At 62.3% G+C, this 22,357-nt stretch carries 15 protein-coding genes; 12 read left to right on the forward strand and 3 right to left on the reverse strand.

Annotated elements, in window-relative coordinates; translation table 11 throughout:
• Positions 1–191: 191 nt before the first annotated feature.
• Complete coding sequence (locus QD408_RS25345; protein WP_414141190.1) at positions 192–1,250, reverse strand: MFS transporter; 1,059 nt, start codon at positions 1,248–1,250, stop codon at positions 192–194.
• Between the two features lie 445 nt (positions 1,251–1,695).
• Here QD408_RS25345 and QD408_RS25350 point away from each other — a divergent pair, with 445 nt between their 5' ends.
• From QD408_RS25350 to QD408_RS25405, 12 genes are all read left to right on the forward strand, one after another.
• Positions 1,696–1,944 (forward strand): hypothetical protein, encoded by a 249-nt coding sequence (locus QD408_RS25350; protein ID WP_088682300.1) that lies wholly within the window; start codon positions 1,696–1,698, stop codon positions 1,942–1,944.
• Positions 1,945–1,998: 54 nt separating this feature from the next.
• Complete coding sequence (locus tag QD408_RS25355; RefSeq protein ID WP_088682301.1) at positions 1,999–2,670, forward strand: response regulator transcription factor; 672 nt, start codon at positions 1,999–2,001, stop codon at positions 2,668–2,670.
• A complete protein-coding gene (locus QD408_RS25360) occupies positions 2,660–4,063 on the forward strand; it encodes a sensor histidine kinase (protein ID WP_088682302.1) in 1,404 nt (467 codons plus the stop codon). Before QD408_RS25355 ends, QD408_RS25360 begins: the two co-directional genes overlap by 11 nt.
• A gap of 118 nt (positions 4,064–4,181) precedes the next feature.
• On the forward strand, positions 4,182–4,607 hold the full coding sequence (locus QD408_RS25365) for a hypothetical protein (protein WP_088682303.1): 426 nt from the start codon (positions 4,182–4,184) through the stop codon (positions 4,605–4,607).
• 98 nt (positions 4,608–4,705) lie between these two features.
• Complete coding sequence (gene ccmI / locus QD408_RS25370; RefSeq protein WP_088682304.1) at positions 4,706–5,848, forward strand: c-type cytochrome biogenesis protein CcmI; 1,143 nt, start codon at positions 4,706–4,708, stop codon at positions 5,846–5,848.
• On the forward strand, positions 5,845–6,312 hold the full coding sequence (ccmE, locus tag QD408_RS25375) for a cytochrome c maturation protein CcmE (protein ID WP_088682305.1): 468 nt from the start codon (positions 5,845–5,847) through the stop codon (positions 6,310–6,312). The genes ccmI and ccmE overlap by 4 nt, the downstream gene beginning before the upstream one ends.
• Positions 6,309–8,297 (forward strand): heme lyase CcmF/NrfE family subunit, encoded by a 1,989-nt coding sequence (locus QD408_RS25380; RefSeq protein WP_414141191.1) that lies wholly within the window; start codon positions 6,309–6,311, stop codon positions 8,295–8,297. The genes ccmE and QD408_RS25380 overlap by 4 nt, the downstream gene beginning before the upstream one ends.
• The gene (locus QD408_RS25385) at positions 8,294–8,749 is read left to right on the forward strand and encodes a cytochrome c-type biogenesis protein CcmH (protein ID WP_414141192.1); all 456 of its coding nucleotides are present in this window, start codon (positions 8,294–8,296) and stop codon (positions 8,747–8,749) included. The genes QD408_RS25380 and QD408_RS25385 overlap by 4 nt, the downstream gene beginning before the upstream one ends.
• Before the next feature lie 178 nt (positions 8,750–8,927).
• Positions 8,928–10,520 carry a Do family serine endopeptidase gene (locus tag QD408_RS25390; RefSeq protein WP_414141193.1) on the forward strand — a complete coding sequence of 531 codons (1,593 nt, stop codon included), beginning with the start codon at positions 8,928–8,930 and terminating at the stop codon, positions 10,518–10,520.
• Positions 10,521–10,595: 75 nt separating this feature from the next.
• The gene (locus QD408_RS25395; protein ID WP_088682309.1) at positions 10,596–11,342 is read left to right on the forward strand and encodes a response regulator transcription factor; all 747 of its coding nucleotides are present in this window, start codon (positions 10,596–10,598) and stop codon (positions 11,340–11,342) included.
• Entirely contained in the window at positions 11,339–12,751 is a 1,413-nt protein-coding gene (locus QD408_RS25400) for a sensor histidine kinase (RefSeq protein WP_414141194.1), read from the forward strand. The genes QD408_RS25395 and QD408_RS25400 overlap by 4 nt, the downstream gene beginning before the upstream one ends.
• A gap of 135 nt (positions 12,752–12,886) precedes the next feature.
• Positions 12,887–15,844 carry a bifunctional [glutamine synthetase] adenylyltransferase/[glutamine synthetase]-adenylyl-L-tyrosine phosphorylase gene (locus tag QD408_RS25405; protein ID WP_414141195.1) on the forward strand — a complete coding sequence of 986 codons (2,958 nt, stop codon included), beginning with the start codon at positions 12,887–12,889 and terminating at the stop codon, positions 15,842–15,844.
• 127 nt (positions 15,845–15,971) lie between these two features.
• Here the strand turns inward: QD408_RS25405 and QD408_RS25410 are convergent, their stop codons facing one another.
• Together QD408_RS25410 and QD408_RS25415 are read right to left on the reverse strand one after the other, a co-directional pair.
• Positions 15,972–19,373 carry a hypothetical protein gene (locus QD408_RS25410; RefSeq protein WP_414141196.1) on the reverse strand — a complete coding sequence of 1,134 codons (3,402 nt, stop codon included), beginning with the start codon at positions 19,371–19,373 and terminating at the stop codon, positions 15,972–15,974.
• A gap of 607 nt (positions 19,374–19,980) precedes the next feature.
• Positions 19,981–22,284 carry a PAS domain-containing sensor histidine kinase gene (locus QD408_RS25415; RefSeq protein ID WP_414141197.1) on the reverse strand — a complete coding sequence of 768 codons (2,304 nt, stop codon included), beginning with the start codon at positions 22,282–22,284 and terminating at the stop codon, positions 19,981–19,983.
• Positions 22,285–22,357: the final 73 nt, after the last annotated feature.

Genomic DNA, 22,357 nt, shown 5'->3' on the forward strand with positions numbered 1-22,357 from the left:
CTTACCTCCCTGCCGGATCGAGATCGCAGTCTCTTTCAATGAAACATCAAGCCCGATATATTGGTCCATGGTTGCCTCCATTCGATGTTTGGGCCCGGTTCAATCGTGAGCCCGTTTTGCCATCTTACCGGGGGCAACCACCCCAGACAGCCATCATCTGATAAATATGACATGGGGTGATCGCGCCGCGATTACCCCATGTTTTGCGGTAGCGACAGGCGCGCCGATTGCAGGCCGAATTCGCGCGGCGAAAACAGTGCGAGCGGCAGCAGCGCGCGGGCGACCGTCATGACGCCGGCGCCGAAGCCATAGAGCAAGACAAAAGTCACGAGCAACGGCGTCGACGGGCTGGCGACCAGCATGACCAGAAAACTGCCCGCCATCATGCTGATGCCCATTGCGGCGCTGAGCATGGGATTGCCGCGACGGCCGAGCAGCATGTCGAGGAAACGCGCCGAGATGCCGAGGATGCCGCGGGCCGAGCCGAGCTGCAGCGCAAAGGCCGGCGACGCGCCGGATTGGCGAAAGATTTCGAGGAGCGACGGTGAGATGCCGAATGTAATGAAGGTCGTTATCGTCGTGGCTGCTGCAATCAGCAGGAAGGCTTTGCGCTGCGCCGTCTTCGACAGCGGCACCGGGGCGATTTCCGCCGTTGCGCCTTCGACATGCGTTGCGATCGGCTTCGGCAGGCCAAAAAGATGCAGCGGCAGGCAGACGAAGAATTGCAGGCCCGCGCAGACGGCGAAGGTGACGCGCCAGCCGACCGTTTCGTTGAGCAGGCTGAGGATCGGCCAGAAGATGGCGCTCGAAAGTCCGGTGAACAGCATCAGAATGGCGATGACGCGTTTGCCGTTCAGCCCTTCACGCTCGACGACGGCCGTGTAGGCCGGCGCCGAAACGCCGAGCGCGCCGCCGACGCCGATGACGACCCAGGCGGCGGCATAAAGCACGATGCCGTTTGCGGCGGCGAGCAGAAGCAGGCCGAGCGTGAAGATCAGCGAAGCGGCCGATAGCACGCGGGCAGCGCCATATCGAGCGAGCCAACGGCCGGTCGCGGGGCCAATGATGGCGCTGACCAACATCATGATCGTCAGGCCGGCAAACGCCACCTCGTTCGGCAGGCCGAGATCGGGTGCGACGATGCGGCCCATGACGCCGAGCATGTCGAACGTCGTACCCCAGCCGATCAGCTGGGTAACGGCGAGGACGATGACCGTCTGCGCCGAGCGGAAGCGGAGAGATTTTGGCATGGGTGCTGAAAAGGCGTGAAATACGGAAGTAGCGGGAGCCTAGCAGCTTCAATCGTCCGGTGAAAGCGGCCGTGGCATGAATGACACGAAAGATCGGTACAATTGCAGGACGATTGGAACGCTGAAACATGTCGGTCTGCCCGTGGCTGCGACGTCGGCGCGGCGCAGCCGATTCGGGGCGGCGTCAGTGCGTGAGTTTTACCGGCTCCTCGCTCTCTCGGGGGAGGCGTGCGAGCCCCTCGATCGCATTAAGTGGAGCGCATTGTTTTGAGGTGAAAACATTGCCGTCGAAGCTTGCAGCACCGGCTGTTTCGGTCGCTGGAATCAAGGGCCGCGAACAGGCGAGAACCGTTCTAAATACCCTGCATTACAGTGCATTCATTTGCCATTCAGGTCGCGTGAGTACATATTCGGAGCAAGTTGGATTACCTTGAAAGCATAACACATGGCCTTTCCTCTGAGCGTCGCAGCATTGGCCGCCGGACTGGTGGTCTCGGCGCCCTCACCGGACGCCGCGGGCACGCTTGTCGTGCGAGTGGCAGGCGATTGCAGCGCCGCCGCAGCCCAGGTCGTCGAGCAGACTGGCGGCCAGCTTCTATCCGTGCAACCGGTGGGCGATACCTGCATCATCACCGTTCTCGTGCAGGGCAACGGCCAGCGTCCTCGCAAGGTGACGGTAAAGGTTCCGATGTAAGCGGAATCGCCTTATTCATAACATGATCGATTCAAAGCGGACGAAGGCGGACCGATGCGCATCCTGGTAGTCGAAGACGATGTCAATCTGAACCGGCAGCTGACCGACACGCTGAGGGAGGCGGGTTACGTCGTCGACCAGGCGTTCGACGGCGAAGAGGGCCATTTCCTCGGTGACACCGAACCCTATGACGCCATCATTCTCGATATCGGCCTGCCGGAGATGGATGGTGTGACGGTACTCGAAAAATGGCGCGGCGCCGGCCGCGGCATGCCGGTGCTGATCCTGACGGCGCGTGACCGCTGGAGCGACAAGGTTGCCGGCATCGACGCCGGCGCCGATGACTATGTCACCAAGCCCTTCCATGTCGAGGAGGTGCTGGCGCGCATCCGGGCGCTGATCCGCCGCGCCGCCGGCCATGCCTCGTCGGAAATCATATGCGGGCCGGTGCGGCTCGACACCAAATCCTCCAAGGCGACGGTCAACGGCACGGCGCTGAAACTCACCTCGCACGAATATCGCCTGCTCGCCTATCTCATGCATCACATGGGTGAGGTCGTCTCGCGCACCGAATTGGTCGAACACATGTACGACCAGGACTTCGACCGCGATTCCAATACGATCGAAGTCTTCGTCGGCCGCCTGCGCAAGAAAATGGGCGTCGACCTGATCGAAACGGTGCGCGGTCTCGGCTACCGCATCCAAGCGCCGAAACATGCGAATTAAGTCGCTCACCGCACGCGTGCTGCTGCTGACCACGGTCTGGTCGACGATGGCGCTTGTCGTGATCGGCCTGCTGATCTCCACGCTTTACCGCAAGAGCGCCGAACGCGGCTTTCAGGATCTCTTGAGGGCGCAGCTTTATAACGTCATCAACTCGGTGACGATTGGCGACCAGGGCGCTCTGAGCGGCAGCCCGCAGCTCGGCGACCTGCGCTTCGCCCAGCCGAAGACCGGCTGGTATTGGGTGGTGGAACCGCTCGGCACCTATACGACGGCGCCGCTGGTATCGCCCTCGCTCGGCTCGGCGCTCATCCCGGTTCCATCAGTCGTCGAGGCGCCGTTCGACAAGAATTACGAGCGCTATTACCAGGTGACGGATGCCTCCGGAAACCGCGTGCAGGTGGCAGAGACCGAAGTGGTGCTCGATACCGACGGGCGCGCGGCGCGCTTCCGCGTCACCGGCAATGTCGATGTCGTCGAGGACGACGTGCGCACCTTTTCCCACAGTCTCTATCTGGCGCTCGCCGGCTTCGGCGTCGGCAGCCTGATCGTCAATGCGCTGGCGATTCTCTATGGCCTCAAGCCGCTCGACAAGGCGCGTGCCGCATTGGAGCGCATCCGCGCCGGTGAGAGCGAGCAGTTGAAGGGTGACTTCCCGCGTGAAATCCTGCCGCTTGCCAACGAGGTGAACGCATTGATCGACAGCAACCGCCGCATCGTCGAGCGGGCGCGCATGCAGGTTGGCAATCTCGCCCATTCGTTGAAGACGCCGATCGCCGTTCTCCTGAACGAGGCGCGCGTGCTCGAAAAATCCCATGGCGAGCTGGTGCGCAGCCAGGCGGAATCGATGCAGGGGCAGGTGCAGTCCTATCTCAATCGCGCGCGCATCGCCGCGCAGCGCGAATCCGTGCTCGCCCGCACCGATGCCGAGCCGGCATTGGAGCGGCTGGTGCGCGTCATGCGCCGGCTGAACGTCGACACCCAATTCGATCTGACGGTTTCGCCGCCGCATCTCGCCGTCGCCATGGAGCAGCAGGATCTGGAGGAGACCGTCGGCAATCTCCTGGAAAACGCGGCGCGTTTCGCCAAGAGCCGCGTTCGGCTTTCGGCCGTCGAGGCCGGCGAGGACGTGAAAGGGGCGGAGGCAAGCCAGCGCCGCCGCTGGGTGGAGCTCGCGGTCGAGGATGACGGGCCGGGCCTGGAGCCGGATCAGATCCGGGAAGCGTTGAAGCGCGGCCGCAGGCTCGACGAAAGCAAGCCCGGAACCGGCCTCGGCCTTTCGATCGTCACCGAGATTTCCAATGAATATCAGGGACGGCTCGAGCTTTCCCGCGGTGAATGGGGCGGGCTGAAGGCGAAGCTTATCCTGCCCGGCGTCACAAAGGATGTTGCATGAGCAACTACTTGATGTCACAAAGATAGTGGCAAATGCATAGCATGCTTTGCCTTAATGCTGACACGGGGACGCTGCACTTCGATCGGCTGATTTTGACCCCTGATCGTGGTTCGACGCAATGATTTTACGCTCGCAAGGCATGATCGTTTCCGCCCTTCTCGTCGCGGTCGCGCTATCCGGCTGCACGACGACGAAGGGTGCTGCTTCACGCGGCATTTTTTCGGGTAAACCCCCGGCCTCGGCCACCTTCATCACCGCTCTGCAGGGCGGCATCGTCGGCCGAAGCGGTGTGAGCTTGAGCGACAGCGACAAGCAGCGGGCGCTCGAGGCGGAATATCGGGCGCTGGAAGGCGCGGCCGTCGGCCAGCCCGTACTCTGGACCGGCAAGGGCGTCAGCGGCAAGGTCGTTGCGGCAGCGCCCTATCAGGTCGGCTCGCAGAATTGCCGGCAATATACGCATACGGTGACCGTCGACGGCAAGGACACGGTGGCGCGGGGCGCTGCCTGCCGCAATGAAGACGGCACCTGGTCGCCGCTTGGCTAGGTCGATTGCCAATCCAGATTGCGGCGAATAGCCTCAAATCTTCGTCATTCCGGCTTTGCCAGTTGGAATAGCGGCGCGCTTCACGTATTTGGGCGGATATGCTGTTCTGGATTCTCGTTGCCGTTCTGACGGCAGTCGTCGCTGCCGTCCTGCTCTATCCCCTTCTGCGCGGAGCGAAGGCGGCGGAGGATAACCGTGCCGGCGAGGCGGCGGTTTATCGTGACCAGCTGCGCGAGCTCGATCGGGATCTCGATAGCGGGCTGATCACGGCGGAGGAGGCTGATTATGCGAGGGCCGAAATCGGCCGGCGGCTGATCGCCGTCTCCGCCGGTGAGCCGGGACAGGCGGCGAAGGCGGCGCGGCATCACCGTTTCACCGAAGCCTTCGTCCTCTTGGTGCTGCCGGTTCTCGGTCTCTGTCTTTATTTGACGACGGGCAGGCCGGACCTGCCGTCGCAGCCGCTCGAAGCGCGGCTGGAAAATCCCGGCAACGATGTGGCCGTGCTGATTGCCAAGGCGGAGCGGCATCTGGCGCAAAATCCCGATGACGGTAAGGGCTGGGATGTGCTGGCGCCCATCTATTTCCGGACGATGCGGGTAGAAGACGCTCAGGCTGCCTATCGCAATGCCATCCGCCTTCTCGGCCCGAGCCCCGTTCGGCTCGACGGCCTTGCCGAAACGCTGATGGCAGTCTCCGACGGCGTCGTGACGCAGGAGGTGCGTCAGGCCCTGGAGCAGTCGCTGACGCTGGAGCCGAACAATCCGCGCGCCCGTTTTTATATGGCGCTCAGCATGGAACAGGCCGGGCAGCGCGACGAGGCCCGCCAGGCTTTCGAGGCACTGGCGAAACAATCGCCTCCCGATGCGCCGTGGCTGCCGCTGGTCAGCGAGCATATCGCCGCGAACGGCGGTGCGCCGGCAAAGCTGGATGCCGATCCGGCCGCTCCTGGCAACCCGACCCAGGACGATGTGGCGGCGGCGGAAAACATGAACGCCGGAGACCGGCAACAGATGATCCGCGGCATGGTCGAAAGCCTCGATGCCAAGCTCAGCCAGGATCCGAACAATTTCGAGGGATGGATGCGGCTCGTCCGCTCCTACGCGGTATTGAACGATAAGGACCGCGCAGCCGAGGCACTGAAGCGCGGGCTCGCGGCCTTTCCGCCGCCCGGCGAACAGGGCAGGCAATTGCAGGCGCTTGCCAGGGAACTCGGCATAGGCACGGAAGGAATGACGGAATGACCCGCAAGCAGAAGCGCCTTGCTGTGATCGGAGGAGGCGTGAGCTTCATCATCGCCGCCGTGCTGCTTGTCATGTTCGCCTTCAGCCAGTCGGTCGCCTATTTCTACATGCCGGCGGATCTGGCGAAGACGCCGGTGGCGCCGGAGACCCGCATCCGGCTCGGCGGGCTGGTGGGCGAGGGCAGCGTCGTGCGCGGCGGCGGTTCGACCGTGGAATTCGCCGTCACCGACGGCAGCGCCAATGCCGTGAAGGTGAAATATACCGGCATCCTCCCCGATCTCTTCCGCGAGGGGCAGGGCGTCGTCACCGAAGGCATGTTTACCCCGGGAACCAATGTCTTCGTCGCCGATACCGTGCTTGCCAAGCATGACGAGACCTATATGCCGAAGGACGTGGCCGACAGGCTGAAACAGCAGGGGCTGTGGAAAGAAGGCCAAGGCCAGGAAGCGAAGGCGACGCAATGATCATCGAGATCGGCCACTACGCACTGGTGCTGGCGCTGGCGACGGCGCTCATCCTCGCGATCGTTCCTGTGATGGGAGCCCGTCGTCACGACCGGGCGATGATGGACGTGGCGACGGTCGGCTCGCTGGCGATGTTCCTGCTCGTCGCCTTCTCCTTCGCCGTGCTGACCTATGCCCATGTCGTCTCGGATTTCTCGGTCGAGAACGTCTGGGAGAATTCGCATTCGCTGGTGCCGCTGATCTACAAATATTCCGGCGTCTGGGGCAATCACGAGGGATCGATGATGCTCTGGCTGTTGATCCTGACGCTGTTCAGCGCGCTGGTCGCCGTCTTCGGCCGCAATCTGCCGGAGACGCTGAAAGCCAATGTGCTGGCCGTGCAGGCCTGGATCTCGGTTGCCTTCACCCTCTTCATTCTGCTGACCTCCAATCCCTTCGTCCGGCTCGATCCGGCGCCGGCCGAGGGCCGCGATCTCAACCCCGTACTCCAGGATGTGGGCCTCGCGATCCATCCGCCGCTGCTCTATCTCGGTTATGTCGGCTTTTCCGTCTGCTTCTCCTTCGCGGTCGCAGCCTTGATCGAAGGCCGCATCGACGCCGCCTGGGCGCGTTGGGTGCGGCCCTGGACGCTCGCCGCCTGGACCTTCCTGACGCTCGGCATCGCCATGGGCTCCTACTGGGCCTATTACGAGCTCGGCTGGGGCGGCTGGTGGTTCTGGGATCCGGTGGAAAACGCTTCCTTCATGCCGTGGCTCGCCGGCACGGCGCTTCTGCATTCCGCCCTCGTCATGGAAAAGCGCGAGGCGCTGAAGATCTGGACGGTGCTGCTCGCCATCCTCACCTTCTCGCTGTCGCTGATGGGCACGTTCCTGGTGCGCTCGGGCGTGCTGACTTCCGTGCATGCCTTCGCCAGCGATCCGAGCCGCGGCATCTTCATTCTCTGCATCCTGCTGATCTTCATCGGCGGAGCGTTGTCGCTGTTCGCCTTCCGCGCGCCGCTGCTTTCGGCCGGCGGGCTGTTTGCACCGATCTCGCGCGAGGGCGCGCTTGTTGTCAACAACCTGATCCTGACCGTCGCCTGCGGCACGGTGCTGATCGGCACGCTCTATCCGCTGCTGCTGGAAACGATCACCGGCGACAAGATCTCCGTCGGGCCGCCTTTCTTCAACATGACTTTCGGCCTGCTGATGGCGCCGCTCATCGTCATCGTGCCCTTCGGGCCGCTGCTCGCCTGGAAGCGCGGCGATCTGCTCGGCGCCCTGCAGCGGCTCTATGTCGTCGCGGGTCTGGCCTTCCTTGCCGCGGTGATCCTCTTCTATGTCGAACATGGCGGGCCGGTGCTTTCGGTTCTCGGCCTGGCGGCCGGTCTTTTCCTGATCCTCGGCGCCATCGCCGATCTCTGGTATCGCGCCGGTGTCGGCAAGGTCGCGGGCTCCGTCGCCTGGCGCCGCCTGACCGGCTTGCCACGCTCGGCCTTCGGCACTGCACTTGCCCATGCCGGCCTCGGCGTCACCGTGCTCGGCATCGTCGCGGTCACGACGTTCCAGAGCGAGCATGTCATCGAGATGAAGCAGGGCGAGATGGCGGAAGCAGGCGGCTACAGCCTGCAGTTCGACGGCATGCAGGCGGGCAGGGGGCCGAACTACACCGAGGAGCGCGGCCACTTCACCGTCCGGCGTGCCGGTATCGCTGTTGCCGAGACCTGGTCGGCCAAGCGCCTCTACATGGCCCGTCAGATGCCGACGACGGAGGCAGGCATCCTGACCTTCGGGTTCAGCCAGCTCTACGTCTCGCTCGGCGACGCCACCAAGGACGGCGGCATCGTCGTGCGCATCTGGTGGAAGCCGTTCATCCTCTGCATCTGGGGCGGAACAATTCTCATGGCCCTGGGCGGCTTCGTCTCGCTCTCCGACCGGCGCCTGCGCGTCGGCGCCCCACGCCGGAAGGCGAAGCCAGCAGGAACCGCTATGGAGCCGGCGGAATGATGCAGCGCCTCCTTCTTATTTTGGCTCTGCTGCTGACGGCTGCACCGGCCTTCGCCGTCAATCCGGACGAGGTGCTGGCCGATCCCGCGCTGGAAGCCCGGGCTCGCACCCTTTCGGCGGAACTGCGCTGCATGGTCTGCCAGAACCAATCGATCGACGATTCCAATGCCGAACTCGCCAAGGACCTGCGCCTGCTGGTGCGCCAACGCATCAGCGATGGCGACACCGACGAGGCGGTGCTGAACTATATCGTCTCGCGCTACGGCGAGTTCGTGCTGTTGAAGCCGCGGCTCAACGTCAAGACGGTGCTGCTCTGGGGCACGCCGGTACTGCTGGTCCTCGCCGGCGGCGTTTCACTGCTGGTCTTTGCACGCAGGAGGGCCGGCAGGCCGACGGGAAGCAAACTGACGGCGGAAGAACAGGCGCGGTTGAGCGAGCTTCTGGATAAGTAAGACACGAAACGGCGATCGTTCGCCGCGCCGGTTCGGACGCGCGCAAACAACCTCTCAAACATTACCAACTTTTCATTGGCCGGACAGTTCGCAGTAAGGTGCGGCGTCCTATATCTTCATTCATCGACTGATCCGGCGCTGCCGATCTGAAGATTTAAGAACAAGAGAAGGTGCTCCAATGCTCAAGAATTTCAACGGACGTCCGTCCCTCGCCATCGTGCTCAAGGCGTCTACCGTTGCCGGTATCGCGGCTGCTGTGCTCGCAACTGGCGTTCCGCTCGAAATCACCCGGTCTTATGCCGAAGCCGTCAAGGTTCAGGCGCCTGCCGTTCCGAGCTTCGCCAACGTCGTCGACGCCGTTTCGCCGGCCGTCGTTTCCGTTCGTGTCGAAAACCGCGTCAATCCGGTCGCCGACAACAATGATGGCTTCTCCTTCGATTTTAATGGCCGCGGCTTCGACGACCTTCCTGACGATCATCCGCTGAAGCGCTTCTTCCGGCAGTTCGGCCAGGACCCGAATGACCAGCAGGGCCATCCGCGCCGCTTCGGCCAGAACGGCCCCAACGGTCCGAATGGTCCGAACGGCAAGGGCCGTCTGCGCCCGGTCGCTCAAGGGTCCGGCTTCTTCATCTCTGAAGACGGCTACATCGTCACCAACAACCACGTCGTTTCCGATGGCCAGGCCTTCGTCGTCGTCATGAATGACGGCACCGAACTCGATGCCAAGCTGATCGGCAAGGATCCGCGCACCGACCTCGCCGTGCTGAAGGTCGACGGCAAGGGCAAGAAGTTCACCTACGTCAACTGGGCCGACGACAACAATGTCCGCGTCGGCGACTGGGTCGTCGCCGTCGGTAACCCCTTCGGCCTCGGCGGCACGGTGACGGCGGGTATCGTCTCGGCCCGCGGCCGCGATATCGGCTCCGGTCCTTATGACGATTACCTGCAGGTGGATGCAGCCGTAAACCGCGGCAATTCCGGCGGCCCGACCTTCAACCTCAGCGGCGAAGTCGTCGGCATCAACACCGCGATCTTCTCGCCGTCGGGCGGCAGCGTCGGCATCGCCTTCGCCATTCCGGCCTCGACCGCCAAGGACGTCGTCGCCGATCTGATGAAGGACGGCCAGGTTTCGCGCGGCTGGCTGGGTGTCCAGATCCAGCCGGTGACCAAGGATATCGCCGAATCCATCGGCCTTTCCGAGCCAAGCGGCGCGCTCGTCGTTGCCCCGCAGGCCGGGTCTCCGGGTGACAAGGCCGGCATGAAGGCCGGCGACGTCGTCACCGCGCTCAATGGCGAGACGATCAAGGACGCGCGTGATCTCAGCCGCCGCATCGGCGCGATGCAGCCGGGCAGCAAGGCCGAGCTTTCGGTCTGGCGCGCCGGCAAGGCTCAGTCCCTGACCGTCGAACTCGGCACGCTGCCGGCCGATCAGAAGGATGCCAGCGCCGATGACAACAACAGCCAGCCGCAGCAGCCTGAGGCACCGGCTTCCGAGAAGGCGCTTGCCGATCTCGGCCTGACCGTCGGTCCCTCCGACGACGGCAAGGGTCTGGCGATCACCGGCATCGATCCGGACTCCGACGCCGCCGACAAGGGCATCAAGGAAGGCGAAAAGATCACCTCGGTCAACAACCAGGAGGTCTCCAGCCCCGACGATGTCGTCAAGGTGCTGAACCAGGCAAAGAAGGACGGCCGCACCCGTGCGCTCTTCCAGATCCAGTCCAGTGAAGGAAGCCGCTTCGTCGCACTTCCGATCAACGGCCAGGGCTGATCTCCCGGAAAACTGGAGCCGTGCGGACGCAAGTCCGCGCGGCTCGATTCCTCTGATCTTTGAAGGACGATCTCGATGAGCGCCGCCCCGCAGGAACATGCTTTGAGCCTTGCCGAAACGCAGCCGGTGGGTAATGTCGGCCGCATGAAGATTCTCATCATCGAAGATGATCTCGAAGCCGCGGCCTACCTCACGAAAGCCTTTCGCGAGGCGGGCATCGTCGCCGATCACGCCAGCGACGGAGAGAGCGGCTTGTTCATGGGGTCCGAAAACACCTACGACGTCATCGTCATCGACCGTATGCTGCCGCGCCGCGACGGGCTTTCCGTCATCAGCGAATTGCGCCGCAAGGGCATTCACACGCCTGTTCTCATCCTCTCCGCGCTCGGCCAGGTCGACGACCGCGTGACCGGCCTTCGTGCCGGCGGCGACGATTACCTGCCGAAGCCTTATGCCTTCAGTGAGTTGCTGGCGCGCGTCGAAGTGCTCGGCCGCCGCAAGGGCACGCCGGAACAGGACGTCGTTTACCGCGTCGGCGATCTGGAGCTCGATCGGCTCTCCCATGAGGTGCGCCGCGCCGGCAAGGAAATCCCGCTGCAGCCGCGCGAATTCCGCCTGCTCGAATATCTCATGAAGAACGCCGGGCAGGTCGTGACCCGCACAATGCTGCTCGAAAACGTCTGGGACTATCATTTCGATCCCCAGACCAACGTCATCGATGTGCATGTCTCGCGCCTGCGCTCGAAGATCGAGAAGGACTTCAGCCAGCCGCTCCTGAAAACCATTCGGGGCGCGGGGTACATGATCAAGGATGAGGGATGAGCCGCTTCAGGGTTCTCTTCAAGTCCACCGCAGTCCGCCTTTCGGCACTCTACATCCTGCTTTTCGCCATCTGCGCCGCGACGCTCGTCTTCTATGTGACGGCGATGTCGGAACGGCTGCTGACGGGCCAGATCCGTGACGCCGTCCGGCAGGAGGTGGAGCAGGTGCAGCGCGCCTATGACAGCGGCGGCATGAACCTTCTGCTGCGCACGATGGAGCGGCGCGCCCGCCAGCCGGGCGCCAATCTCTATATCATCGCCGGCCCCTCGGGGGATATTCTCGCCGGCAACGTCGCCTCGGTGCAGCCGGGTGTCTTCGAAGAGATCGGCTGGACCTCGGCTCCCTTCTCCTATCAGCGTTATACCGACGGTGGCGGTGTCGAGCGCCGGCACAAGGCGATCGCCAATATCTTCGTGCTCGACAACGGCCTCAGAATCCTCGTCGGCCGCGACCTCGGCGACCCCGAGCGCTTCCGTCTGCTGGTGCGCCAGGCGCTGATGGTGGCCCTGGCGATCATGGGGCTCGGCGCGATCATCATCTGGTTCGCCATCGGCCGCAACGCACTGAAACGCATCGACCGCATGTCGGATGCGAGCAAGAAGATCATGGCCGGCGACCTCTCGCAACGCCTGCCGGTCGGTGGATCGGGCGACGAATTCGACCGCTTGTCGATGTCGCTGAACACCATGCTCGAGCGCATCGAAAAGCTGAACGAAGGCCTGCGGCAGGTCTCGGACAACATCGCCCACGATCTCAAGACGCCGCTGACGCGGCTGCGCAACAAGGCGGCGGATGCGATCGATATGGCTGACGGCGATGCCCGGCGCACTGCCCTCGAAGGCATCATTTCAGAATCGGATCAGCTGATCCGCACCTTCAACGCGCTGCTGATGATTTCCCGCGTCGAGGCCGGATCGGTCGCCGCGGAGATGTCGCCGGTGGAGCTTTCGGCTATCGTTTCCGACAGCGCCGAGCTTTACGAGCCGGCCGCGGAAGAGGCCGGGCTCGGCCTCACTTCCAGCATCGAGCCGGATGTGGAGATACAGGGCAATCGCGAACTGATCGGCCAGGCGATCTTCAATCTGCTCGACAATGCCATCAAATATTCCTCCGATACCGAAGGCGCTGGCGTGGTGTCGCTGAAGCTCGCCCGCCGCCCCGATGGCATCTGCCTTTCGGTGGCCGATCACGGGCCGGGCGTTCCGGCCGACAGGCGTGACGACGTGGTGAAGCGCTTCGTTCGCCTCGACGAAAGCCGCTCGAAGCCCGGCACCGGGCTTGGGCTTTCGCTGGTGGAGGCCGTCATGGAGCTGCACAACGGCCGGCTGGAACTCTCCGATACCGATCCCGACAAACCCGAACAGCGCGGATTGACCGTCAGCATGATCTTCCCTGCCAAGGCCGCCTGATCTCTTCCACGGAAATCCGATCGGCTGAATCGCGTATTGGCGGTTTCTCGCCGAGACCCTAGTTTAATGTCGATTGAGGAGGCTGCTCGCGATTCTGCGTGATCGTTTCCTTCAGCGGTAAGGCAGGGAGAGCGCATGCTGACGAAATCGACGCATGGTCTGAAGGATGTGGCCGAAGGACTGCTGCGTCCGCTGAGCCAGACGGAGCTGAAGCTGGCGCTGGCCGATCTTCAGGAGGCCGGTAAAAGCGAGCCGTCGGTGGCTGCGATGCTGAAGACGGAAAGCCCCTTGCGCGATTTTATCGCGGCGGTGCTGACGCTCTCGCCCTATCTGCGCGAAATCGTCAATCTCGACCCCGCCGTTCTTGCCGGCGCCATCGCTGAGCCGCTGGAGCCGCAGATCGAGACGCTGGTCGCCGAGGCGCGGGGCTGCTGGCGACCGGACGGCGAGGGGGCCGCACCCGTGGAATCGGTGGTGATGAGCAGGCTGCGCATCATCAAGCGCAAGGTGGCCTTCCTCGTCGCGCTTGCCGATCTCTCGCGCATCTTCGACGGGAGAGTGACGACCGCATGGTTGAGCAAGCTTGCCGAAGCTTCCGTTGCCGCCGCGATCGACCATCTGCTGCTCTCGGCCCATGAGGGCGGCAAGCTCAAGCTGCGAAATCCGGCGGCGCCGAGCGAGGGTTCCGGGCTGATCGTGATCGGCATGGGCAAACTCGGGGCGTCCGAACTCAACTATTCCTCCGATATCGATCTCGTCGTCTTCTTCGACGAAGAGGCCGGCATCGTGCCCGATCCGGATGATGCGATCGAGATCTATCCCCGGATGATGCGCCGGCTGGTGCGTATCCTCCAGGAGCGCACGGCGGACGGTTACGTCTTCCGCACCGATCTGAGATTGCGCCCCGATCCCGGCTCGACGCCGCTGGCGATCTCCGTCGACGCGGCGATGATCTACTACGAGGGCAGGGGCCAGAACTGGGAACGGGCAGCCTTCATCAAGGCGCGCGCCGTCGCCGGCGACCTGGCGGCGGGCGGTGATTTCCTGCGCGGGCTTGCTCCTTTCGTCTTCCGCAAATATCTCGATTACGCGGCGATATCAGATATTCATTCGATCAAGCGGCAGATCCATGCGCATAAGGGTCACGGCGCGATCGCGGTGAAGGGCCATAACGTCAAGCTCGGCCGCGGCGGCATCCGCGAGATCGAATTCTTTGTCCAGACGCAGCAGTTGATCGCCGGCGGCCGCATGCCGGCGCTGCGCGGCCGGGCGACGGAGGAGACGCTCGGTGAACTCACCAAGGCGAAATGGATCGACGCGGAGACCCGTGACGAGCTGACGGAGGCCTATTGGTTCTTGCGCGATGTCGAGCATCGCATCCAGATGGTGCGCGACGAGCAGACCCACCTGCTGCCGGAGACGGATGCCGACCTCAAGCGCATCGCCTTCATGATGGGCTTCACCGATACGCCGAGTTTCTCCGAACGGCTGGTCGGCGTGCTGAAGACGGTGGAGCGGCGTTATGCCCAGCTCTTCGAACAGGAGAGCAAGCTTTCCGCCGGGACCGGCAACCTCGTCTTCACCGGCCAGGGCGACGACCCGGATACGCTGGAGACGCTGAAGAAACTCGGTTTCGACAGACCGTCCGACATTTCCCGCATCATCCGCACCTGGCATTATGGCCGCTACCGCGCGACGCAATCGGTGGAGGCGCGCGAGAGGCTGACGGAACTGGCGCCGGAGCTGCTGCGCGTCTTCGGCGAAAGCAAGCGCGCCGACGAGGCGCTTTTGCGCTTCGACAGTTTCATCTCGGGCCTTCCCTCCGGTATCCAGCTCTTCTCGCTGCTCGGCAGCAACCCCGCGCTGTTGTCGCTGATCGTCAACATCATGTCCTCCGCACCGCGATTGGCCGAGGTGATCGCCGCCAAGCCGCATGTCTTCGACGGCATGCTCGATCCCGGCCTGATGGCCGAACTGCCGACGCGCGATTATCTCGGCGAGCGGTTGAAAGGCTCGCTTGCCCAGGCGCGCCACTATGAGGAAGTGCTCGATCGGCTGCGCATCTTCGCCGCCGAGCAACGCTTTCTGATCGGCATCCGCCTGCTCACGGGCGCAATCAACGGCGCGATGGCCGCCCGCGCCTTCACCCATCTGGCCGATCTCATCATCGCGGCGGCACTCGATGCCGTGGTGAGCGAGATGCGCGCCGCGCACGGTGATTATCCCGGCGGGCGCATCGCCATATCAGGCATGGGCAAGCTCGGCAGCTTCGAGCTGACGGCAGGTTCCGACATCGACCTGATCCTGCTCTATGATTATGACGGCGCGGCCTCCGAATCCGACGGGCCGAAGCCGCTCGATGCGACGCGCTACTTCACCCGCATCACGCAGAGGCTGATCGCCGCCTTCTCGGCGCCGACCGCCGAAGGTGTGCTCTACGAGGTCGACATGCGGCTGCGCCCGTCCGGCAACAAGGGCCCGGTCGCCACCCGCATCAATGCCTTCGGCAAGTACCAGCGTGAGGAGGCGTGGACCTGGGAGCATATGGCGCTCAGCCGCGCACGGCTGATCTCAGGCGATGAGAGCCTGATCGCCGAGGCGGAACACATCATCCGGGAGGTGCTGTCGGCCGATCGCGATATGGCCAAGGTGGCGTATGACGTCGCCGAAATGCGCGAATTGATCGATAGGGAAAAGCCGCCCTCCGGCCCATGGGACCTGAAGCTGATCCCCGGCGGCGTCATCGACCTCGAATTCATCGCGCAATATCTGGCGCTGATCGCACCGACGAAGGGTGTCGGCATTGCCGTGAACGGGATGAGCACCGGCGAGGCCCTGAAGGTGCTCGGCGACAGGCTGATGCCGGCCGCCGACCTCGATATCTGCCTTGAGGCCTTCGCCCTTTATACCGGCCTCTCGCAGCTGATCCGCCTTTGCATCGATGGCCTGTTCGATCCGGAGGATGCACCGGCCGGCCTCATCGAACTCGTCTGCCGCGCCGGCGACTGCCCTGATATCAGGACGCTGGAGGGGGAAGTAAAGCGGCTTTCGAAGGCGGTGAGGAAAATATTCCTCAGTACCGTAGGGAGTTAGCAATTCCAGCATGCGAGCTCCCATAGGATAGAAGCTAAGTTTGCAGAGCTCCTTATGTACCACAAGCGAACGTCGTTTCGCGATTAGCCAAAGCACAGCGGCCTTTCCGCTACGAACTGGGCCTAACTCATTCGAACCGTTCGTCTCGGTCGCGGTCCCGCTTGGTTTCCCATTCGCGTTGTCCTGCAATGTTCCGCGCGAGCTGCTTTTTTGCGTCGGCGACAACCGACATATACTCGGCTGGAATCAGCCCTTCCATGTCGTCTAAAAGGCGCGCGTTCGCTTCCATCAAAGTTGCTCGCGATCCGCTCCAACTCGACGGCTGGAACCGTTCGATAAACACCGTCAATACGCTTAGGGGGTCGCTGGTATGTGTAAAGAGGGCCTGCGCTTGTTCAGACCAGGCTATTGGTCTGCTTTCTTCGGCGCGGCGTGCGAATGTTATGAAGGAGGCTGCGATTGGATAGCGGGCACTGGGATCGCAATCACACCAGTCGATAAGCGTAGCAGCGGGGATTTGATCCGCCGGATTGGTCCGATGACCATCCATATAGTCGAAGACACCTGGACTGGCACCATCCTCATGCTTGCTGCCTTCGAACAACGCATCCAAAACAGCCATGGGCTGCGTACCAAGCAGTGCTCCAAGCAGTCCGCCATTGTCAAATGCGTAGGTTTCGTAGGCCGCTACAGCTTGCCTCAACTTTCCGGCGACTTCTGCTGCAATCGGCCCAGCTTCCGGTCCCGTTAAACAGCCTCGTGCCACGCCTGCCAAATTGTAGTCATCCCGTTCACCGTCTTTCTTAAACTCGATCCTTCGTAGAAGCTCTTGCCCAGCTTGAATAAGCTCTGATTCGTATTTCCGTCTTTCGGAGCTTTCCAAGTGAAAGTGCATCGAGAGTATTTCAAGTGCAGTGCCAAAGCCGTCGGGTTGCTGCATAATAAGCAGAAGCAAATCTTTTAGGTCACTACCCGGCAATTGATCCGTTGCCCACCCATACGCCAAGTCTCGATACATCCAAATTGGCACCCCACCGGAATTGAGTGCTTGTTTCAACCGGTCAACGCCACGTGCGTCGAGACCTACTGCAAAATGTAGTGCTGGAACGAATGGGAGCAGGACGGGTTGGTCTAGCGCGGCATCGAGAAACTCCTGTACCAGATCACGGTCCTGTTTCGATACTTCGGCAAGATAACCCACGAGCATTTGGACGTTGCGTTGCTCTATAGGGAGTCGCCCAAGCTGCTCCAGGAACTGAGACCATATAGCGCGATGGTCCGTTGAGGCACCTGCGAGACCGCGGCCAAACGCCCAGACCCTGATTCCTCCACGCAGCAAAACGGGCATAAGCTCTGTGAGCACCGAATCGTTGGCGGCAACTGCAACACCAAGTTCATAAGCAGTCGCCTCAAGACGCTTATATCTGCTCGTGAAGTCGTCATCGGGCTCCATATATTCTAGATCGAAACGGCTTGATCTGTCGCCTAACACCGTCAGTTGGATCCGTTCCGAAAGGCATGTCGGCCTGAGTCTGACCTCTAAAGCGCTTAATCGTGAAGCGCTGTCGGAAGAGATCTGCTTCGTATCGAAGTGCATTGTTTGACGGCACGCCAGCCACCCCTCAGGCCAGAAGGTTTCCTGGGCGAACTTAAGAGACAAATTTTCCAGTTCCTCCAGCACCCTCGCACGGGCCCACAAACCGCGAAAGCTTCGAGCCAACAGGCTGCGTAGCTCGGGCTTGAGTAAGCCTTCGACAAGCGCCAATTGTTCGATCAACGCCAGTGCGGCACTGTACCACCGGGTTACGTCCTCATCGCTTCCAGGGCGGTAGCCGTAGTCTCGCGAACGTGCGCCGAACTCGAAAGTATGGAGTGAGGCGAAGTGGGTTACCGTCAGAAACTTGCTCAGCGCTGTCAGACCGAGCGAGCGTCGCTTTGGTTCCTCCGATCGGAGTAAGCGTTCGATTACGCCAAGCCGCTGCTCGACGGTGGCATGTGTCCCCGAAAGATGGATGGTGAAGAGGGAAATGAAGGTGTCTGAAATCTCTTTCGCATCTCGGTCATCCGTGCTTTGCGTAGCCGCTTGCGCGAGCACGAAACAGCTCCGTTCGAACAGGATGGGGTCATAAGCCAGAGAGCGCAGCAAGGACCGGTGCTCCCGCCATTGCAGTGTTGCCACCCCTCGATCGCTGCTCTCCGCCCGCTCCAGGGCGGCAAGTGTTCCTTCGGGAGAGACTGGAGCGACGTTCTTAAACATCGCTCGACCGAGATTGCTGAGAGTCGTCACGTCACCAAGCAGCCCTGTGGGTGCGAGCCATTGCTCGACTATAGCTATCGCTCGGGGATGCTGATGCAGGAACGACAATCGTCGCGAGAAGGAGCGGGCGAGGTGTTCTGTTCCGCCGATCACGAGTTGCTCGTTTATGAGATCATACGGTATGTCCTCAAGTGCACGCGCGGCCAGTCTGTTTGCGATAGCGTGCGGTAGAACGGCCCGCCAAACGCTTCGCCGCTGAATAAGGTCCCGCCTGAGCAATTCACCAACGTGCCGGAAGAGTTCCTGAGGCGCTTGGTTGGCGAGCAAACCTAAGCGCGGCAGTTCCGCCTCTTCCCCCGTAAGCGCCTCGCCTTGAAAAGAGTAAACGAGCGCGCAAGCTTGCGCCGTGAGCAGCAAAGCGTCATTGGGATCGTGTCGCTGGCGAAACAAACGCTGGAAAAGCTCATCATCTGAAAAATCAGCGATGGATTCTGACCGCTCTACCGTGCTTGCAAGGGCGAGGGCGATCCGTGCGTTTCCGCCGGAAGCCTCGGCAATAGTCCGTGCGTCAACCGGAGACAAGTGCGGGTAGCGTCGCGTCACCATTTGCTCAATCAATTCAGGTGATGATGTGTCCAGTGTAACGACCTGGGTTCCCTCGGGTTGATCGTCGCGCACGTCGTATTCGACGGTAAGTACGCTGACCGTACTGCTGGATGCAGAACAAAGCTCCGAGAGCCTCCGATGGAGATCCGGCGGGCAATTGTCCACGACTAGTATTGCGCGGGTGCGATTTGCGATTAAATCCGACGCGAGACCGGTTGGCTGCGGAGCCGGATTGTCATTGAGATTGGTGTAGACCGCAAGCGATGGCGGTAGTGGGCGAGATCCGATCCGGGCATCGAACAAGGCTTGTACAAGTCGGGTTTTCCCCACGCCCGAGAGACCGACTAGACGAATCATCTTGCCTGCTTGGGCGAGTATGTCGCGCAACTCGTCGATGGCATCTCCCACCGGCTGCGCGGGCGCATCGCGGTGATTGCCCAGATGGAGACGCAGTTTGTCGTCGAGCAAATACTCTGAGTCGACGCCCTCCGTTGCACTGCTCCAGGCTCCATAAGAGTGCCAGCCGACAACGGAACGCCCCACCCGCTCCTTGACCCACGTTATGAGACCAGGGTGGCGTCTTACCCAAGTCGCCAGTCGCGTCCGGTCGTAGAAATCGGTTTCAAGTCGGTCGGCATTGGCAACGCCCATCAATGCTTCACGCATAGCACTTCGCCGATTACGGAGAACGCTGTCGGCTGTGGAGCCATGTGAACTGACGACGATGTAGGCACCGGCCTCGTTGGCGAGTTCTTGGATAACGGGTCGGATACCGGCTCTTGGCCGCATTTCGTCCAGGATTGCCGACCTAGGCATATCCGGCGTCTTCACTTGGAAGCCTGTCGATGCACGCGGAATGAATCCATCAATAGGCGTGTCTGGCCTTAGGGCCACGCGCACATCCAAGCCACCGTCCGCCGCGGTTTGATTGCCGCCCCAAGTTACTGCCGCAGCAGAGAGGCCTCGGCTTGAAAGTTCTGCTTCGCATAGGCGCCCGACGAGTTCCCTTAGGTCTACGTCGTTGAGTTGTGCGATTTCGTCAGATGTGACGTCAAACATGATAGGTGATGGTGGCTCGGACGATTGCCTTCGATGAGTTGGTTCCTACAGTATCAGGCGGTGTAATTAATGCACTCGCTTTTGGGCGACTTCTTTGCCGGATACCAGCCATGATTGCCGCTAAGATTGTCTTTTCAAGTAAGTTGTTGAAGCAGAAGAACTGCCTGAATGCGCGGAGCCGTCATCCGAGTCTTTCGCTCAGAGACGAAGCCCCCTAAACATCATCCGGAATACGCAGCGAGATCACCGTACCCACAGCTTCGCGGGAGCGGATCTTCATGCGGCCGCCATGCAGCGCAGTCAGTGAGCGAGAGATGGCGAGGCCGAGGCCGGAGCCGCCTTTGCTCTTGGCGTACTGGCTCTGCACCTGTTCGAAGGGCTGGCCGATCTTGGACAGCGCCGAGCGCGGGATGCCGATGCCGGTGTCGGCGATGGTGACGACGACGGCGCCGTCGATGCGGCGGGTGCGCACCGCGATGCGGCCGCCATTGTCGGTGAACTTCACGGCATTGGACAGCAGGTTGAGCAGCACCTGCTTCATCGCCCGGCGGTCGGCCATCAGCGTCAGGCCGGAGCAAATGTGCTGGTCGATGACGATGTTCTTTTCGGCGGCCGGAATGGCGGTGAAGCGCAGGCTTTCCTCGATCAGCGGCACCAGATCGATGCGCTCGCGGTGGAGCTTGAGGTGGCCGGCCTCGATTTTCGACATGTCGAGAATGTCGCTGATGACGTTGAGCAGATGTTTGCCGCTGTCATGGATGTCGCGGGCATATTCGTCGTATTTCGCCGAACCGAGCGGCCCGAACATCTGGTTCTGCAGGATTTCGGAAAAGCCGAGGATGGCGTTGAGCGGCGTGCGCAGCTCATGCGACATGTTGGCGAGGAATTCCGATTTCGCCTTGTTGGCGGCCTCGGCGCGTTCCTTTTCCGCCTGGTAATTGGCGTTCGCCGTCGAGAGCTCGGATTTCTGGATCTCCAGCGTCTGGCGCGAGGCGGAAAGATCGCCGATCGTCGCCATAAGCCGGCGCTCGGATTCGCGCAGCCTCTCCTGATGGCGTTTCATCAGCGTAATGTCGGTGCCGACGGAGACCTTGCCGCCGTCGCGGGTGCGGCGTTCGTTGATCTGCAGCCAGCGCTCGTCGGCGAGCTGCACCTCCGTGGTGCGCCCCGAGCCATCGGCATCGGCGACCCGCCGCTCGATGACGGGGCGGGCGGCGGCTGCATTGACGATCGAGCGCTCGGTGCCGGGCACGAGCACGCTGTCCGGCAGGCCGTAGGCCTGCTGGAAATGGGTGTTGCACATGACGAGGCGGTCGTTCTTGTCCCACAGCACGAAGGCTTCCGAGGTGCATTCGATGGCGTCGGCGAGCCGCTGGTCGGCTTCCGCATAGCGCTGGGCGAGCCGATGCTGTTCGGTCACGTCCATGGCGATGCCGATGAGGTGCACGCGGCCGGAATTGCTGCGGATCACCTGGGCGCGGGCGCGCATCCAGACATAGTGGCCGCCGGCGTGGCGCATGCGGAAGATCTGATCGACCTGGCCGGAATGGCCGTTGGCGATGGCGCGTGCGATCTCGTAGAGCCCGCCGTCATCCGGATGCATCAGCCGTGCGGCCTCGCCGAAGCTCATCGTCTTGTCGGAGCCCGGCAGGCCGAGCATGTCGTACATCGAGCGGGACCAGAAGAATTCCCGGTTCTCGAAATCGAAATCCCAGAGGCCGCAGCGGCCGCGCGACAGCGCCGTCTCGACGCGCAGGTTCGATTCGAGGAAGATGTCGTCGGCGTCGCGAGCGCGCTTCACCTGCGTGTAGTAGGCATAGAGGATCACGAGCAGGATCGACGAGATGCCGGCGAAAAGCGTGACGTTGAGCGCCAGCTCCTCGCGCCAGAGCCGGCTGATCTCGTCGAGCGAGGTGGCGGCGACGATATAGCCGCCGGCATTGCCCATCAGCGTGATCTCGGCATAGTGCGGCACGCCGCCGATCGTCGTCTCGATAACGCCGGCGCGATCGCCGAAACGGCGGATCGCCGAAACCTCGGGGAAGAAATCGCCGACATTGCTGCCGACATGCGAAAGCCCGGCGGTCGTCGCGGCAAAAACCTTGCCGCTGGCCTGCACGAGCAGCACGAAAGCGCCGCTGTCCAGCCGGTCCTGAGGCAGGAACTTGGCGAGGCGGGCCTGCGCCTTGTCGATGTCGCCGCTGTCGAAAATATCGGCCGCATCGGCAAACACGGCAGAGGCGGTGGCCGCCGAAAGCGCCGTCTCATGGCGAGCCGAGGATTCCAGGCGCGCATATTCGTTCATCATGCCGAAGAAATGCGAAGCGGCGACGACGGAGAGGAAGGCAATGATCAGAGCCGGAATGGCGCGCTTCAGGACGAGCTCCGCCTTCGGCAGGTGACGAAGAAGCGGTTCCGATTTCGCATGACCGGAAAGGCTGTCGCGCCAGGCTTTCAGCCCGCCAAAATCGACACGCAGCCGTCCTCCGGCCACGGTTGCCCGCCGCACGTCCATCATCTCTTCGCCTTGTCCCTCGTGTGATTCGCGCGCCGCTCGCTCGAACCTGACCTAGAGAATCATGGGTGATTCG

This window comes from Rhizobium sp. BR 249, assembly GCF_047445895.1.
Classification (GTDB): Bacteria; Pseudomonadota; Alphaproteobacteria; order Rhizobiales; family Rhizobiaceae; genus Rhizobium.